Annotated in this window: 13 protein-coding genes; 9 read left to right on the top strand and 4 right to left on the bottom strand. The window is 73.7% G+C overall.

Annotated elements, in window-relative coordinates; all coding sequences use genetic code 11:
* Positions 1-53: 53 nt before the first annotated feature.
* Positions 54-239 (top strand): DUF5999 family protein, encoded by a 186-nt coding sequence (locus AAT21_RS33250; RefSeq protein ID WP_046780697.1) that lies wholly within the window; start codon positions 54-56, stop codon positions 237-239.
* 152 nt (positions 240-391) lie between these two features.
* On the opposite strand, the gene AAT21_RS33245 is transcribed toward AAT21_RS33250, so the two are convergent.
* Together AAT21_RS33245 and AAT21_RS33240 are read right to left on the bottom strand one after the other, a co-directional pair.
* Positions 392-2,488, bottom strand: coding sequence for an ATP-binding protein (locus AAT21_RS33245; protein ID WP_235439311.1), 2,097 nt, complete (start codon positions 2,486-2,488; stop codon positions 392-394).
* Between the two features lie 62 nt (positions 2,489-2,550).
* Entirely contained in the window at positions 2,551-3,525 is a 975-nt protein-coding gene (locus AAT21_RS33240) for a fibronectin type III domain-containing protein (protein WP_079026131.1), read from the bottom strand.
* Between the two features lie 180 nt (positions 3,526-3,705).
* Here AAT21_RS33240 and AAT21_RS33235 point away from each other — a divergent pair, with 180 nt between their 5' ends.
* The 6 genes from AAT21_RS33235 to AAT21_RS33210 all read left to right on the top strand — a co-directional run bounded on the left by AAT21_RS33235 (position 3,706) and on the right by AAT21_RS33210 (position 9,232).
* Entirely contained in the window at positions 3,706-5,304 is a 1,599-nt protein-coding gene (locus AAT21_RS33235) for an ABC transporter substrate-binding protein (RefSeq protein WP_046780696.1), read from the top strand.
* Positions 5,305-5,350: 46 nt separating this feature from the next.
* Positions 5,351-6,316: an ABC transporter permease gene (locus AAT21_RS33230; protein WP_046780695.1), complete on the top strand. Its 966-nt coding sequence runs from the start codon at positions 5,351-5,353 to the stop codon at positions 6,314-6,316.
* Positions 6,309-7,175, top strand: coding sequence for an ABC transporter permease (locus AAT21_RS33225; RefSeq protein WP_046780694.1), 867 nt, complete (start codon positions 6,309-6,311; stop codon positions 7,173-7,175). The genes AAT21_RS33230 and AAT21_RS33225 overlap by 8 nt, the downstream gene beginning before the upstream one ends.
* A complete protein-coding gene (locus AAT21_RS33220; RefSeq protein WP_412180364.1) occupies positions 7,172-8,287 on the top strand; it encodes an ABC transporter ATP-binding protein in 1,116 nt (371 codons plus the stop codon). The genes AAT21_RS33225 and AAT21_RS33220 overlap by 4 nt, the downstream gene beginning before the upstream one ends.
* Positions 8,280-8,939: an ABC transporter ATP-binding protein gene (locus AAT21_RS33215; protein WP_046780693.1), complete on the top strand. Its 660-nt coding sequence runs from the start codon at positions 8,280-8,282 to the stop codon at positions 8,937-8,939. Before AAT21_RS33220 ends, AAT21_RS33215 begins: the two co-directional genes overlap by 8 nt.
* 98 nt (positions 8,940-9,037) lie before the next feature.
* Positions 9,038-9,232 carry a hypothetical protein gene (locus AAT21_RS33210; RefSeq protein ID WP_046780692.1) on the top strand — a complete coding sequence of 65 codons (195 nt, stop codon included), beginning with the start codon at positions 9,038-9,040 and terminating at the stop codon, positions 9,230-9,232.
* 162 nt (positions 9,233-9,394) lie between these two features.
* Here the strand turns inward: AAT21_RS33210 and AAT21_RS33205 are convergent, their stop codons facing one another.
* The gene (locus tag AAT21_RS33205; RefSeq protein WP_046780691.1) at positions 9,395-13,219 is read right to left on the bottom strand and encodes an nSTAND1 domain-containing NTPase; all 3,825 of its coding nucleotides are present in this window, start codon (positions 13,217-13,219) and stop codon (positions 9,395-9,397) included.
* A 156-nt stretch (positions 13,220-13,375) separates the two neighbouring features.
* On the bottom strand, positions 13,376-13,738 hold the full coding sequence (locus AAT21_RS33200) for a hypothetical protein (protein WP_046780690.1): 363 nt from the start codon (positions 13,736-13,738) through the stop codon (positions 13,376-13,378).
* Between the two features lie 334 nt (positions 13,739-14,072).
* On the opposite strand from AAT21_RS33200, the gene AAT21_RS33195 reads away from it, so the two are divergent.
* Both AAT21_RS33195 and AAT21_RS33190 read left to right on the top strand, forming a co-directional pair.
* Positions 14,073-15,116, top strand: coding sequence for a right-handed parallel beta-helix repeat-containing protein (locus tag AAT21_RS33195; RefSeq protein ID WP_046780805.1), 1,044 nt, complete (start codon positions 14,073-14,075; stop codon positions 15,114-15,116).
* Positions 15,117-15,151: 35 nt separating this feature from the next.
* Positions 15,152-16,246, top strand: coding sequence for a methyltransferase (locus AAT21_RS33190; protein WP_046780689.1), 1,095 nt, complete (start codon positions 15,152-15,154; stop codon positions 16,244-16,246).
* Positions 16,247-16,259: the final 13 nt, after the last annotated feature.

Below are 16,259 nucleotides of genomic sequence, written 5' to 3'. Positions count from 1 at the left end.
ATTCGACCGGGTGACCACCGGCCCTCCCGCCCCACATCGCGAGGAGGTGCGCCATGTGCTCCCACCAGCCCCCCTGCCCAGCCGCCGACAGCGCCGACCACGACGCCGCCCGCAGTGTGGCCTCCCATCACGAACAGGGATGGAGCCTGCTCTGCAACGGAGTCGTGATCTTCGACGACACCGGTGAACTGCTCCCCGACAGCCGTGCGGTGGAACCCCGCCGCCCGGCCCTGGTCTGAGCGAGGAGGCAGCATGCGCCAGCAGCTGATCCGCAAGCCCGTCCCCAAGCCCGCCCCCCGAGACCTGGATCTGCGCACACCGTCGGGCAGACCCCTCCCGTACTGACGGGAGCCCCGGCGAAGTTACGCAGCGCGCCGTCCACGGGCCGGACTCAGCCCGTGGGCGCCGCCGCCCCGCCCCGGAACGCCGCCTCGAAGGCCGCGTCCCCGATCGCCGCCCTGGCCTGCCGTTCGCCCTGGTCGCGTACGGCCCTCAGGGAGGGTGAGCCCATCTGCGGCCGGCCGACGGTCCGCCACCACGCGTGCCCGGTGCCCAGCAGGCGCGCCGCCAGTTCGCCGTCGCCCAGCCCGGCCACCGCCGCGGCCAGCAGGTCCAGGCCCAGTGCGATGCCCAGCCGGTCGCCGAGGAGCCGCTTCCCGGACAGCATCGCGCGTACGTGGCGGGCGGCCTCCCCGTGGTCGCCCAGGCTCAGCGCGGCCACCGCCAGGATGTAGTCCGCGTAGCCCCGCATCCAGCGTTCGCCCAGCTCCGCGCAGGCCTCGCGCAGCGACCGCGCTTCCTCGGTCGCCTCCCCGAAGCGCCCCAGGGCGCACAGCGAGTAGCTGGTGGACAGCTTGCACAGGAGCCAGCCCGGTCCGGTGGTCCGTCCGCCGTGCGCGGCCCGGGCCTGCGGTCCGGCCAGCTCCAGGGCGCGTACCGGGTCGCCCGGCATGAGGACGGACGCCGCGTGCAGGTAGGCGGCGCGCAGTTCCCGTTCGGGGTCGGCGAGGTGGGCGGCGTCCCGCGCGCACTGCTCGCCGACGCGCCGGGCCTCTTCCATGTCGCCCTGGAGCACCATCGTGAGCCCGAGGGACCACAGGGCCTGGTTGTACGCGACCTCCGTGCGCGGGGCGACCGCCAGGGCCCGTTCCAGGAAGGCCCGGCCCTCGTGCACGTGCCCGCACGCGAACCAGTAGAACCACAGGGCGCCGGCCATCTCCAGTGCCGCCGCCGGGTCGGCGGTGAGCAGGTGCTCCAGGGCGGTGCGCAACTGTGCGTGCTCGGCGGTGATCCTGCGGTACCAGTCCACCTGTCCCGGCCCCATCCAGCCCCGGTCGGCGGCGTGCGAGAGCGCCGCGTACCAGTGGGCGTGCCGGTCGGTGACCAGTTGCGTCTCGCCCAGCTCGGCCAGCCAGTCGTGCCCGTACTCGCGGATCGTGTCCAGCAGCCGGTAGCGGGCGCCGGCGCCCCGCTCCTCAGTGCGCAGGACCACGGACTTGGCGGCCAGACCGGCCAGTACGCGTTCCACCCGGGCGGCGGGCAGCGGTCCGCCCGCGCAGACGGCGCGTGCCGCGGCGATGTCGAAGTCGCCGGTGAACACCGAGAGCCGGGCCCACAGCAGCCGTTCCAGCGGCTCGCACAGTTCGTGGCTCCAGCCGATCGTGGTCCGCATCGTCTGGTGCCGGGGCGGCCGGGGGACGCGGACGTCCGAGAGCATCTCGAAGCGCTCGCCGATCCGCTCGGCCATCTGCTCCACGGTCCACAACCGCAGGCGGGCTCCCGCGAGTTCCAGGGCGAGGGGGATCCCGTCCAGGCGTCGGCACACCTCGGCGGCGACCGCGGTCCGCTCCGGGTCGGCGAAGACGGCGGCGGCGCGCGGGGTCGCGGTGAGGGCACGGGCCCGGAAGAGGGCCAGGGCGTCGCTGTCGGGACCCTCGCAGGGCAGCGGGCGGACCTCGACGACCTCCTCGGTCGCGCAGCGCAGGGGCTCCCGGGAGGTGATCAGGATGGTCAACCCGGGTGCGGACTGGAGCAGTTCGCCCGCCAGGTGGCGGCAGCCGGAGACCAGGTGCTCGCAGGTGTCCAGGACGAGCAGTAGCTCCCGGTCGGCCATCCACGCGCACAGCTCCTCGTCGAGCCGGCGCGGGGTGTGGTCGCCGAGCCCGACGGCGTGCGCGACCGTCGCGGTCAGCAGGGCGGGATCGCGCAGTGGGGACAGGTCGACCCACCAGACACCGTCCGGCCGGGCCTGGCCGGTTTCGGCGACCGCGCGCAGGGCGAGCCGGGATTTGCCGACGCCTCCCACCCCGGTCAGCGTGATCAGTCGTCGCTCGCGCAACAGCTGCCGGAGCAGGTCCAGTTCGGGCTGCCTGCCGATGAAACTCGCCGGTTCCGGCGGCAGGTTTCCCAGGGGTGTCCCGGCACCCGGGGCGGGCACGCCGGCCGTGGAATCTGGCTGATTGTCATTGACCGAGTACTCACCGAACACGGGAGTATTGTGCGTGATCTCCTGTCCCACCGTGCCGTCGGAGCGGGATCGGTGCCGCGGGGTCACCCGGCGAGGGAGATCCGCCGTTCCGCCGAGAAGGCCCCCCAGGTGCCGTCGGGGAGCCTGGCCCGCAGTTTCACGGTCCATTCGGTGCCGGCGGGCTCCGCCACCGTGAGACGGTGTTCCACCCGTCCGGTGGGTACGGCGCCCGCACCGAACTGGATGACCGTGGTGGGCCGTCCGTTGACGTGCAGCTCGTACTCGGCGGTCGGGCGCCCGGTGTCCGGGGCGGTCCAGGTGAGCGTGACAGCGCCCGGCGAGGCGGTCGCCGTGAGGTCGGCGGGCGCGGTGCCCGGGCCTTCGCCGGAGGCGGGCGGCGTGCTCACGTCCACGGCCGGGCCGTCGGGGGAGGAGTTGTCCGCGCCGTCCCGGGCCCGGACCGTGAAGGTGTAGACGGTGTCGGGCCGGAGACCGGTCAGCGTGGTCCCGCTCTCGCCGGGCCCGGCGGTGTGGATGCGTACGCCACCCTGGTAGACGTCGTACGCCGTGACGCCCGTGTCGTCCGCCGAGGGGGCCCACGAGATCCGGGCGGAGCGGGGGCCGGTCGCGCCGGCCTCGGTGGCGGCGGGGGCGGTGGGTGCCGTCCGGTCCTCGGCCTTGGCCGCCGGGGTGGTCACGGCCGCGGCCGGTCCGGCCTCGGAGAGGTTGCCGGCGGAGTCCAGGGCCCGCACCGTGAAGGAATAGCCGGTCTGCGGGGCGAGGCCGGTGATGTCGGCCATGGTCTTCTCGGCGGGGAGTTCCCGCACCAGCCTTCCGGCCTCGAAGATCTGATAGCGCGTCACTGCGTCCCGGTCGGCCGCCGCGTTCCACATGACGTGCACGGAGGTGGCGCTGCCGGCCTGGGCGGTCAGTCCGGTGGGGGCGGACGGCGGCTCGGTGTCGGGGGCGGTGCACGCGGTGAGGCCCGTGAGGCCGGTCAGGCCCGCGATGCCGGTGAGGGTCAGGAAGAGGGCGAGCGTGGGGGCGCTGCGTCGCACGGGGTGCCTTCCTCGGCTTCCGTAAAGGTCTAGACATATATGGCACGGAAGGCCGGAGGGCGACAAGACCTGCGCGTCGATGACCGGTGATGTGACCCGATTCGTCGACTTCTGATCGCCTCTGGCATTATTGCCAGCTCTTTGCAATAACGGATGAACGCGAACAGGGATGTGCAGAGCATGACGGCCCGGACAGTACGGGGAGCGGCCAGGGCGACGGTGGCCGCCGCACTCATCACGGGCGTGGCAGCCTGCTCCGCCCCCGGAGCCGGCGGCGCGGCCGCCGCCGACTCGGTCGTGGTCGGCATCGCCACCGAGCCGGAGAGCCTCAGCCCGCTGCTGGGCTACGGCAAGGACGGCAACTCCAAGATCTTCGACGGTCTGCTCACGCACGACGCGGACATGAAGCTGAAGCCCGCCCTGGCCGAGCACCTCCCCGAGGTGTCCGCGGACGGACGCACCTACACCTTCACGCTGCGCCGCGGCGTCACCTTCAGCGACGGCGCCCCCTTCTCCGCCAAGGACGTCGTCTTCACCTACCGGACCATCCTCGCCGCGGGGACGAACAACGCCTCCAAGACCGAGCTGGACGCGATCGCGGGCGTCGAGGCGAAGAGCGAGGACACCGTCGTCTTCACCCTGAAGTACCCCTACGCGCCCTTCGCCGAGCGGACCGTGCTGCCCATCGCCCCCGAGCACATCGCAGGCGCGCAGGACGTCAACAGCGGCGACTTCACCACCCGGCCCGTCGGCACCGGCCCCTACGTCCTCGTCGGCTGGTCCAAGGGCGAGAAGCTCAGCTTCAAGGCCAACCCCCGTTACTGGGGCGGCGAACCCGCCGTCAAGAGGTTCACCATGGCGGTGATCAAGGACGACGACATCCGCGCCACCCGGCTGCGCTCCGGCGAACTGGACGGCGCCATCCTGCCGCCGAACCTGGCCAAGGGCTTCGCCGAGGACCGGTCGCGCCGCACCTACGCCGCCAGGACCTTCGACTACCGCAACGTCACCCTCCCCACGCACCACAAGGTCACCGGCGACCTCGCCGTCCGGCAGGCACTCGACATCGCCGTGGACCGCACGGCCATGGTCGACAAGCTGCTCGAAGGCGCGGGCAAGCCCGCCTTCGGCCCGGTGCCGACCGACAGCCCGTGGTTCACGGCCGGCACCGAGCGCCGCCACGACCTCGACCGGGCCCGCAGGATCCTCGACGACGCAGGCTGGAAGGCGGGCGAGGACGGGATCCGCGTCAAGGACGGGGTCCGCGCCGCCTTCCCGCTCTGGTACACCTCCGGCGACAAGATCCGCCAGGACCACGCCCTCGCCTTCGCCTCCGATGCCAAGAAGGCCGGTATCGAGGTCACGGCAGAGGCCGGGACCTGGGAGGTCATCGAACCGCGGATGAAGACCGAGGCCGTCCTCGCGGGCGGCGGCTCACCGGCCGACCCGGACTTCGACCAGTACCTGCTGCTCACCTCGTCGCTGGGCGGCGACGGCTTCAACAACATGGCCTGGTACGACGATCCAGCCGTGGACGCGGCCCTCGCCGAAGGCCGCCGCAGCGCCGACCCGGCCGTCCGCAAGGCCGCCTACGACACGGTGCAGCGCCGGCTCGCCGACAACCCGGGCTATGTCTTCCTCACCCACATCGACCACCTCTACGTCGTGAACGACCGGTGGGACGGGCTCGGCACCCAGGTGGAGCCGCACGACCACGGTCTCGGCGCCGGCCCCTGGTGGAACATCGAGAGCTGGAAGCCCGAGCCGAAGCAGAAGTGAGCCGCACCCAGTGACCACCCGCTCCGCCCGCCTCCCCTGGAGGCCGATGGCGCGCATGACGGCGCGGCGGACCCTGTCCGCCGCCCCCGTCCTGCTCGCCGTCACCTTCGGCGTCTTCGCCCTCGCCGCACTGTCCCCCTTCGACCCCGTCAAGGCCTACGCCGGCACCGCCGGACTCACCGCCTCGCAGGCCGAACTCGACCAGCTGCGGATCAACCTCGGCGTCGACCGGCCCCTGGCCGTCCGCTGGTGGGACTGGCTGACCTCGGCGCTCACCGGCGACCTCGGGACCTCCGCCGTCATGCGCCAGCCCGTCGCCGACGTCATCGCGGAGCGGGTGGGCTGGTCGGCGCTGCTCGCGGCCTGCGCCTTCACCCTGGCCGTTCTCGTGGGCACCGCGCTCGGGGTGCTCGCCGCACGCCGGGCGGGCGGCCCGCTGGACCGCGCCGGGTCCGCACTCGCCTACACCCTGGAGGCGGCCCCGGCCTTCTGGCTGGCCCTGCTCGCCATCTGGTTCTTCTCGGTCCGGCTCGGCGCGCTGCCCTCGGGCGGCCTCACCGACGCGGGCAGCGACACCGTCACCCCCGGGCAGGTCGCCTCCCACGTGGTGCTCCCCGCACTGGTCCTGGGCGTCTCCCAACTGCCCTGGTTCTTCCTCTACGTCCGCCAGGGCGTGGCCGACGCACTGACGGAGGACCCCGTACGCGGGGCCCGCGCACGCGGTCTGGCCGAGCGCAGGGTCCTGCTCGGGCACGCCCTGCGCTCCGGCATGCTGCCGATGCTGACGCTGATCGGCTCCCGGGTACCCGAACTGATCACCGGCGCCCTCCTGGTGGAGACGGTCTTCAGCTGGCCCGGCGTCGCTGCGGCGACCGTACAGGCGGCCACCTCCGTCGACTTCCCGCTCCTGGCCGCCCTGACGGTGCTGGCCACCGCCGCCGTACTCGCCGGGAACCTCGTCTCCGACCTGCTGTACGGGCTGGCCGACCCGAGGGTGGGCTTCGATGGCTGAGCAGGTCTGGCGCCCGCAGGGCCGTACCCGGCGCTCCACCCGCACGGTGAGGGTCCGCGCCTGCGTAGCCGTCATGGCCGTGATCGTGCCGGCCGTCCTGCTCGTGCCCCCGCTGGCGCAGCTGGACCAGCAGGCGGTCGACCTGGCGGCCAAGCTGCAACCCCCTTCGTGGGAGCACCCCTTCGGCACCGACGACGTCGGACGCGACCTGCTGCTGCGCTGCGTCTACGGACTGCGCGTCTCCCTCTTCGTCGGACTGGTGGCCGCACTCGTCGCCACCGTGATCGGCACCGCGGTGGGCGCGGCGGCCGGCGCGCTCGGCGGCTGGACCGACCGGGTGGCGATGCGCGCCGTGGACACCCTCTCCTCCGTGCCGCACCTGCTCCTGGGCATCTTCGTCGTGGCGGTGTTCCGGCCGGGCGTCTGGCCCGTCGTGGCCTCCGTCGCGGTCACCCACTGGCTCTCGACGGCCCGGATCGTCCGCGCGGAGGTCATGTCCCTGCGCGGCCGGGCCTATGTGGACGCCGCCGTCTCCGGCGGTGCCTCGCGGTGGCGGGTCGCCGTGCGGCACCTGGTGCCCGGCGTCCTCCCGCAGGCGGGCCTCGCCGCCGTGCTGATGATCCCGCACGCGATGTGGCACGAGTCCGCCCTCTCCTTCCTCGGCCTCGGACTGCCGGCCCACCAGGCGAGCCTGGGCAACCTCGTGCAGACCGCGCGCGGTTCGCTGCTCGCCGGCGACTGGTGGCCCACCTTCTTCCCCGGCCTCCTCCTGATCCTCCCGACCCTGGCCATCGCCGGTCTCGCGGGCGCCTGGCGCGACCGCCTCAACCCGCGCCGCCGCTCGGAGCTGACCCTGTGACCCCCTCGCCCCCCGCCACCGGCGCCGGAGCCGACGCCCCCCGCCCCGGCGGGACCGGGCCCGTCCTGCACGTCGAGGACCTCTCCGTCCGCTTCCGCATGCCCGCGGGCCGGTACGTGGAGGCCGTCACCGGCGCCACCTTCACCCTCGCCCCCGGCGAGAGCCTCGCCCTCGTCGGGGAGAGCGGCTGCGGGAAGTCCGTCCTGGCCTCCGCCCTCCTCGGCCTGCTCCCCGGCAACGCCGAGACCGCCGGATCGGCCCGGCTCGCCGACGGCCTCGACCTGCTGGCCGCCGACGAGCGCACCCTCGCCCGGACCGTACGCGGCCGACGCGTCGGCCTGGTTCCGCAGAGTCCGGCCGCGCACCTCACCCCGGTCCGCACCGTCCGCGCCCAGCTGGAGGAGACCGTGCGCGAACTGGCCGGCCCCGGATACGCCGGCCACGCCACGGAGGCCCCGGAGGCTCCGGAGGCGGGCACCGGACCGGCCGCCGGGGGACGGGGCACGTCCTCCGGCGCGTCCGACCGGCCTGCCCGCCGCGGACGCCGGCACCGGCTCGCCGCCCTGCGCGCGGCCGCCCGGGCGGCGGCCGGGCGTGCCGCCTTCCCCGCGTCCCACCTCGACCGGCACCCCCACGAGCTCTCCGGTGGCCTCGCCCAGCGCGCGGCCACCGCCCTCGCCCTCGTGGGCGACGCCCCGCTGCTTCTGGCCGACGAACCCACCACCGGCCTCGACCGCGACCTCGTCGAGCGCACCGTCGACGAACTCCGCGCTCATACCCGGGCCGACGGCCGGGCGCTGCTGATGATCACGCACGACCTTGCCGCGGCCGAGCGGATCGCCGACACCGTCGCCGTCATGTACGCGGGGCGGATCGTCGAAATCGCCCCGGCCGGAGCCTTCTTCGGCAGCCCCGGACCCCGCCACCCCTACGCCCGGGGCCTCCTCGACGCTCTCCCCGAACGCGCCTTCACCCCCGTTCCCGGGGCCCCGCCGGAGCTCGGCGCGCTCCCGCCGGGCTGCGCCTTCGCCGCCCGCTGCGCCGCCGCCGACCCGCTCTGCCGCACCCGGCTGCCCGCGCTCACCGAAGGGGTGGCCTGCCACCATGCTTGAGCTCGACGACATCACCGCGGGCTACGACCGCCGCGCCCCCGCGGTCCGCGGCGCCCACCTGAGCCTGTACCCGGGGGAGTCCCTCGGCCTGCTCGGGCCGAGCGGCTGCGGCAAGTCCACCCTGGCCCGGGTCGCCGCGCTGCTGCACCGGCCCGACCGGGGCACCGTCACCCTCGACGGCCGCACCGTCACCGGGTTCTTCCACCGGGCCCCCCGCTCCCTGCGCACCGCGGTCGGCGTCGTCTTCCAGCAGCCGCGTCTGGCCGCCGACCCCCGCCTCAGGCTGCGCGACCTCGTCGCGGAACCCCTCCGGGCGACCGGACGGCGCACGGAAGCGGGCCCGCGCGTCGCCGAGTTGGCGGAGCGGGTGGGACTCGGCGCGGACCTGCTGTCCCGCCGCCCCCACGAGGTCAGCGACGGCCAGCTGCAACGTGCCTGTCTGGCCAGAGCCTTGGTGCTGCGGCCGCGCTGGCTGGTCTGCGACGAGATGACCGCGATGCTGGACGCCTCCACCACGGCCGCGCTGGTCGCGGTCGTCGAGGACTACCGCGCCGAGACGGGGGCGGGACTGCTCGCGGTGGGCCACGACCCGGTGCTCCTCGACCGCTGGTGCGGGCGCACGGTCCACTGGAACGAGATCGTCAAGCACTGACCGCCCGTCACGGACGGTCAACACCCGTACGGCGGACACGTCGTTCGCCCGGAAGCACCCCGCTCTACGCCACCATGACGGTGACTCAGGAGGTCTCGATGGTGCTTTCCCTCTCCGTGGTCGTCCTGCTCCTCATCCTCGCCTGGATCTTCCTGCGCAGCGGCGGGCTGAAGTTCTCGCACGCCCTCGTCTGCGTCCTGCTCGGCTTCTACCTCGCGAGCAGCAGCATGGCCGCGACCATCCACAACGGCCTGACGGCCACCGCGAACGCGGTCTCCAGCCTCAACCCCTGACCAACTGTTGCGCCCCGACGGCCGGATGAACGTCCTCGTCCACCGGCGGGGCACGGACGTCGCCGAGGGCCGACGGCTGGTCTGCAAGGTACCCGTCTTCGGCCCCGGCGCCTCGACCACCGGCAACTCGCTCACCTGGGGCAACAGCATCGTCGCCGCCCCTCATCGGGCCGTCCCGGCGGTCCGGGACGACGGACCGGCCTGGCCCGCCCGCAGCCGGTCGATCGCCTCCAGCCGCGCCCCCACGTCCAGGTTCCAGAGCCGCACCGTGCCGTCCGTACTGCTGCTCGCCACCGTCCCCCCGTCCGGGGCGAAGGCGACGCCCCACACGGCGTTCGTGTGTCCGGACAGCGCCGCCACCGTGCGCCGGCCGGCCACGTCCCACAGCCGCACCGTGCGGTCGTTGCCGCTGCTGGCGAGCGTGCGGCCGTCGGGGGAGAAGGCGATGCCCCGCGCCGACCCGGTGTGACCGGACAGGGCCGACTCGAAGCGGTGGCGCCGCGCGTCCCACAGCCGTACTGTCCCGTCGTTGCCGCTGCTGGCGAGCGTACGGCCGTCGGGGGAGAAGGCCACGCCCCGCACCGCTCCCGTATGACCGGTGAGCGTGGCCAGCGGGCGGCGGCCGGGCACGTCCCAGAGGCGGACCGTCAGATCGTCACCGGCGCTCGCCAGGGTGTGCCCGTCGGGGCTGAACGCCACGTCGTTGGCGAAATCCGTGTGCCCGCGGAGCGTGGCGACCGGGCGGCGCGAGGGGACGTCCCACAGCCGGACCGTGCCGTCCGATCCGGCCGAGGCCAGCGTCCGCCCGTCCGGCGAGAAGTCCACCGAGAACACGGTCCCGTCCTGGCCGGCCAGCGTGGCCGACGGGCCGCCCGCCGGGACGTCCCACAGCCGGATCGTGCCGTCGGAGCCGGCCGAGGCCAGCGTCCGCCCGTCCGGCGAGAAGTCCACCGCGAACACCGTCTCGGTGTGCCCCTCGAAGGTGGCCACGACCCTGCGCCCCGCCACGTCCCACAGCCGCACCGCGTGATCGGCCTCAGCCGTGGCCAGCAGCTTCCCGTCCGGGCTGTACGCGGCGTGCCAGACCTCCGTGAACGGCCGTGAGGCCAGCACCGCGCCCCGCAGGTCCCAGAGCACCACCGACTGGTCGAAGCCGGCGGTGGCCAGCATCGCGCCCCGGCTGTCCACGGCCACCCCGAGCACGTAGTCGGTGTGCCCGGCGAGCGTCGCCGTCAGCCGCCCGCCGGCCACGTCCCACAGCCGGGTCGTACCGTCGCCGCCCGCGCTGACCACCGTCGTCCCGTCCGGCGTGAAGGCGACGCCGTTGACGTCGTCGCTGTGTCCGGTGAGGGTGGCCGTCGTCCGGCGACCCGCCACGTCCCACAGCCGTACGGTCCGGTCGACGCCCCCCGTGGCGACCGTGCGGCCGTCCGGGGCGAACGCCGCGCCGAGCACCTCGTCCGTGTGCCCGGACAGTACGGCGAGTTCGGCGGCCCCCGCCACGTCCCACAGCCGTACGGTCCGGTCGACGCCGGCCGAGACCAGCGTCCGGCCGTCCGCGGCGAAGGACAGGGCGTTGACCTGCCCGGTGTGCCCGGCCAGCGACGCGACGGCGCGGCGCCCCCCGGTGGTCTCCCACAACCGGATCGTCCCGTCCGGGCAGCCGGTGGCCACGGTCCGCCCGTCCGGCGCGAAGGCGACGGCACGCGAGCCCGTCGTACTCGCCGGGAGCGCCGCGCCCGGACGGCCGCCGGTGGTGTCCCAGAGCCGTGCGGGCCCGTCCGTGGAGGCCGCGGCAAGTGCGCGGCCGTCGGGGCTCACGGCGACCGAGCGGACCCGTCCGGCCAGGGTGAAGGTCGCGGTCGTGCGCCGGTCGGACACCCGCCGCAGGGTGACCGTGCCATCGGAACTGCCCGTCGCGAGCATCCCGTTGTCCGGGCCGAAGGCCACCGTGTTGACCGGTCCGCCGTGTCCGCCCAGCCGGGCGACGAACGGCTGGGACTGGGTGCTGAGCAGGGCCCCGCGCGCCTCGCTGGTCTCCGCCGTCCGGTACGCGTCGCCGGCGAGCAGCATCGACGCCTCCGGCTGCCCTGCGGCCAGGGCCGCCGACTGCAGGGCGAGCGCCCGGGAACGGGCGATCCGTTCCTGGCCGAGCGCGCCCGAGCGCTGCTGGTACGCCAGCCCGCCGGCGCCCACGGCGAGGACCAGCAGGACCACCAGCGTGGCCAGCATCCGCTGGCGCAGCCGTGCCTGGCGGGCGGCCTGCCGCTCGCGGCCGGCCTGGGCCGCCCGGCTCTCGCGGAGGAAGGCCGCCTCCCCGGGGGCGAGCCGGCTGCTGCCGTCGAGTTCGTCCGCCCAGGCGCGGGCGGTGTCCAGCCGGGTGCCGCGGTAGAGCGCCGACGGATCACGGCCCTCGCGCTCCCACTCGGCCGCGGCGTGGGCCAGTTGCTGGTGGATCAGGAGCCCCGCCCGGTCGGCGCCGATCCAGCCGCGCAGCCGGGGCCAGGCGTGCAGCAGAGCCTCGTGGGTGATCTCCACGGTGTCGCTGTCCATGGTGATCAGGCGGGCCCGTACGAAGGTGTCGAGCGCGGCCGACGCCGGGCCCGCGTCGGCCAGTTGCTCCATGAGGGCCGTCCGGGCCATCCGGCGCCGGGTGGCGCCCGTACCGTCGGCGACGTGCACCAGCCGTACCAGGATGCGCCGGAGCGTGTTCTGCTCGGCGGGGTAGAGGCGGGCGAAGACCTCCTCGGCGGTCCGGGCGACGGCCCCCTGGATGCCGCCGGTGCGCTCGTATCCGGTGACGGTCAGAGTGGCGCCCTCGCGCTGGCGCCAGGTGGCCATCAGCGCGTGGGAGACCAGGGGCAGCGCGCCGGAGGGCGTCGCCCCGCCGGGCGGATCGTCGCGCAGGCCGACGTCACGCAGCAGCAGCGGTACCAGTCCCGGTTCGAGGTCGAGACCCGCGAGCCGGGCCGGGCGGGTGATGGACTCCCGCAGTTCCTCGGGCGACATCGGCGGCAGGACGAACAAGCCGCCGGTGAAGACGGGGGCGAGCTCGGGGAGGTCCAGGCAGTTCCCGGAGAAGTCGGCCCGCACGCCGAGCACCACGACGGCCGGGTCGTGCGGGACGTGCGCCGGTCCCGGGACGGCCAGGGCGCAGAGCACCCGTACGAAGGCACGCCGCTCGTCCTCGTCGGCGCACAGGGTGAACAGCTCCTCGAACTGGTCGACGAGCAGTACGGGACGCAGGGGCGGTGGCGGCAGGTCCGGCGCGGCCGCCGGGCGGGGGACCGACAGCCGGTGGACCGCTTCGAGCAGGACGTGCGGGTGCTCCCGCAGCCCGGCCGGTGTGATGCCGAGATCGCCGCCCAGCACCTTCGCGGCGCGGCCGAGCAGTTCCTCCAGCGGGTGCGCGGTGGGGGTGAGCCTGACCACCGGCCAGCTGTCGGCGCCCGGCATCGGGAGGCCGCCGCTCCGCAGGGCCGGTACGAGGCCGGCGTTGAGCAGGGAGGACTTGCCGGCGCCCGACGGGGCGACGAGCATCAGGGGCCCGCTGCCGATCCGCTCGAAGACCCGTTCGGCCAGCTCGGCGGTGGCCCTCTCCCGGCCGAAGAACCACCGGGCGTCCCGCTCGGTGAAGGCGGGCAGGCCGCGATAGGGGCACTCGGCCTCCGTCCGCGGCCCGGCCACGGTGACCGGATCGCCGGCGGCCCCGCCCTCGGACGACTCCGCCTCCCTGGCCATCCGCAGCAGTTCACCCCCTGCCCGCAGCACGTCGTCGCAGCGGCGCGCCACATCGACGGTGACGCGCTTCGAGCCGGTCTCGATCTTGCTCAGATAGCCCTTGCTGTAGTGCGTCTCGCGGGCGAGGTCCGCGAGGGACAGGCCGCGTTGCAACCGCAGACGTCTCAGCTGGGCAGGGAAGGGTGGTGCGGCGTCGTCGGACTCCCGCAGGTGGTCGGTCTTCCGCTGGCGGTCCGGATCCCCCACGACATCCCCCATGGCAGTGCGCCCAGGCAGTGAGACGGCACTGCCCAGGCTACCGCGAGGGGGAACCGGAAGCGGAGATCTTCCGGCCGGTATGACGAGAACAAGAGCTTCCGGAGCCGAAGTGCGACGGTTCCGGAAGCCCTCCTCGTGGGGGTTCTACCGGTTGAGGCGGATGGAGTTGACCGGTGTGAGGTCGGCGTACACACCGGTCTTGGCGGCGATGGGGCTGCCGCAGCCCGCGCCGTTGGAGCCGGTGCACAGGTTTGCGGTAGCACCGCCGTACTGGTTGTTCAGCACCCAGTGCTTGCCGAACTGGTTGCTGAGGTTGTGGGCCCCGTACCGGTAGAAGACGTGCGTCGGCCTGACGGCCGGGTTCTCGTTCTGGGGGTAGATGCAGACGGCCCCGTCCGGGCAGCCGGCCCAGGTGTCGACGGGCTTGGCCTCCACCGAGCCGCTGAGCGCGACCACGGCGACGACGGAGGTGGCGAGGGCGGCGGCGCCGCGGAACAGCTTGCGCATGGTTTCCCCTTGCGGTTCGTGCCTCGTGCTGACGGCTCCAGGCTGGCGCCGCCGGCACGGCGGGGTCGACGGGTTGCCCGTTGCCCGTCCCCGGGGGCGACCGGGAAACCCGCGCGGGCCTGTGCCGTTGCCGACCGGTGGGCAACAACGGGTGGCGTGGTGGCGGCGCTGTGGCTCCGGTATGACGATCCACTCTCCAGACGTCGAAATGCGGCCGTTTGCCCACGGCATGCATCGATACCCTGACCCAATGTGGCGATATGTCCCAATCGCCCATAACTTCTCCAGGGTGACGAACCGACAACTGAAGTCCCTCACGTGCATCGCCGTCGTCATGGCCGCCGGTTTCGGCGTGTTCGCGCCACCCGCGTCCGCGGCCGGACACCGAGTGCACCCGGGCGACTCGATCCAGGACGCGGTGGACTCCGCGCGGCCGGGCGACATCATCACCGTGATGCCCGGCACCTACTACGAGAACGTGCTGATCACGAAGAGGCTGACGCTTCGCGGCTGGGGAGAGCGGACGGTCATCAGGCCGCCGGCCGCGAAGACCCTGCCGGCCGGACCGAAGACGTCCGGACGGGCCGCCCTCGCCTGCTCACAGGCCGACACCGGCATCTGCGTCATGGGTACCGAGGCGCAGCCCGTCGACGGGGTCGAGATCCGCGCGCTGACCGTCTCGGGCTTCAAGCGGAACGGAATCTGGGCCTCGTACACCGACCGGCTGAGCGTCGAGCGCGTGATCTCCGAGAACAACAGCACCTGGGGCATCGCCCAGGAGCGGTCCACCCGCGGGTTCTTCCGCGACAACATCGCCCGCGACAACGCCGAGTCGGGCATCTTCATCGCCAACACCGTCGCGCGCGAGGGCGGCGCCACCGACACCCAGGGCGCCGTGATCCGCGGCAACCGGCTGACCGGCAACCGGATCGGCGTCACGGTCAGGCGGGTGCGGAACCTCACCGTCAGCGGCAACAACGTCACCGGCAACTGCGGCGGCGTGTTCGTCGTGGGAGACGAGGGCGAGCCTGGCGCCGGCGACCTGACCATCCGCGGCAACCGCATCAACGAGAACAACAAGTTCTGCAAGGGCAACAGCCGCCTCCCCGACATCCAGGGCGTCGGCATCGTCCTCACCGGCGCCGAAGAGACGATCGTCCGTTCGAACTCCATCCGCGGCAACGTCGGATCCTCCCCCCTGTCGGGCGGCATCCTGCTGTTCAAGAGCTTCGTGGGCGCGACGAACACCGACAACGTCATCGAGGGCAACGTGGTGAGGGACAACCAGCCGGCCGACCTGGCCAACCAGGGCGCCGGGTCGGGCAACCGCTTCCTCAACAACCGGTGCGACACCTCCGTGCCCGCCGGCATGTGCTGACCGGTGTTCCCCCTCATCAGGAGAATCGAGGCCGTATGACCACGGTGAGTTCCACCCCCGCCGCCACACCAGCCCCCGTTCCCGTCCCGGCACCGAACGCGGGCCCCCCGCACACGCCCCCGCCGGCCATGCGCCTGCGGGAGCTCGCCTTCGGCGCGGCCGTCGCCGCCGCCGTACGGGCCGCCGCCCGCCTGGGGGTCGCCGACGCCCTCGGGGAGTCGCCCGCCACCCCCGCCGAGCTCGCGGCCGCCGTGCACGCGGAGCCGAAGCCCCTGCAACGCCTGCTCCGGGCCCTGTCCTGCTACGGGATCTTCGCCGAGACCGAGGACGGGAGCTTCGTCCACACGGAGATGTCGCGACTGCTGCGGAAGGACGACCCGCACAGCCTGCGTGACATCTCCCTGTGGTGCACGGAACCCTGGACCTGGCAGGCGTGGCCGCGGCTCGACGACGCCGTGCGCACCGGCGACGGCGCGAACATCTTCCACGAGCTGTTCGGCAAGGGGTTCTTCACGTACCTGCACGAGGACGCCCACGAGTCGGCGCAGGTCTTCAACCGCGCCATGACCACCTCCAGTGTCCAGTCGGCGCTGGACGTCGCGGACCTCCTCGACCTCACCGGGGTCTCGGTGGTCGCGGACATCGGCGGTGGCCAGGGGCACGTGCTGGCAAGCCTGCTGGAGAAGTACCCGACCGTGCGCGGGCACCTGCTCGACCTGCCCGGCGTGGTCGCCAAGGCCGATCCCCGGCTGCGCGACGGCGGTCCCCTCGCCGACCGGACCGGCATCGTCCCCGGCGACTGCCGCGAGGCCGTCCCGGTCCAGGCCGACCTCTACATCATCAAGAACATCCTCGAATGGGACGACGAGAGCACCCGCCGGTGCCTGCGCAACGTCCTCGCCGCCGCCCGCCCCGGAGCCAGGGTCGTCGTCATCGAGAACCTCGTCGACGACACCCCGTCGATGCGGTTCACCACGGCCATGGACCTGATGCTCCTGCTCAACGTCGGCGGTGCGAAGCACACCAAGGAAAGCCTGTGCACCCGGCTGACGGACGCCGGACTGGTGCTCGGCGACATCCGTCCCGTCAACGCGTACCTGCACGCCTTCGAGTGCACCGTGCCCGGGTGATCCTCCCGCCCGG

The organism is Streptomyces yangpuensis (assembly GCF_001005295.1).
In the GTDB taxonomy this organism is placed as follows: Bacteria; Actinomycetota; Actinomycetes; order Streptomycetales; family Streptomycetaceae; genus Streptomyces; species Streptomyces yangpuensis.
This window is presented reverse-complemented; position numbering and strand designations above follow the sequence as displayed.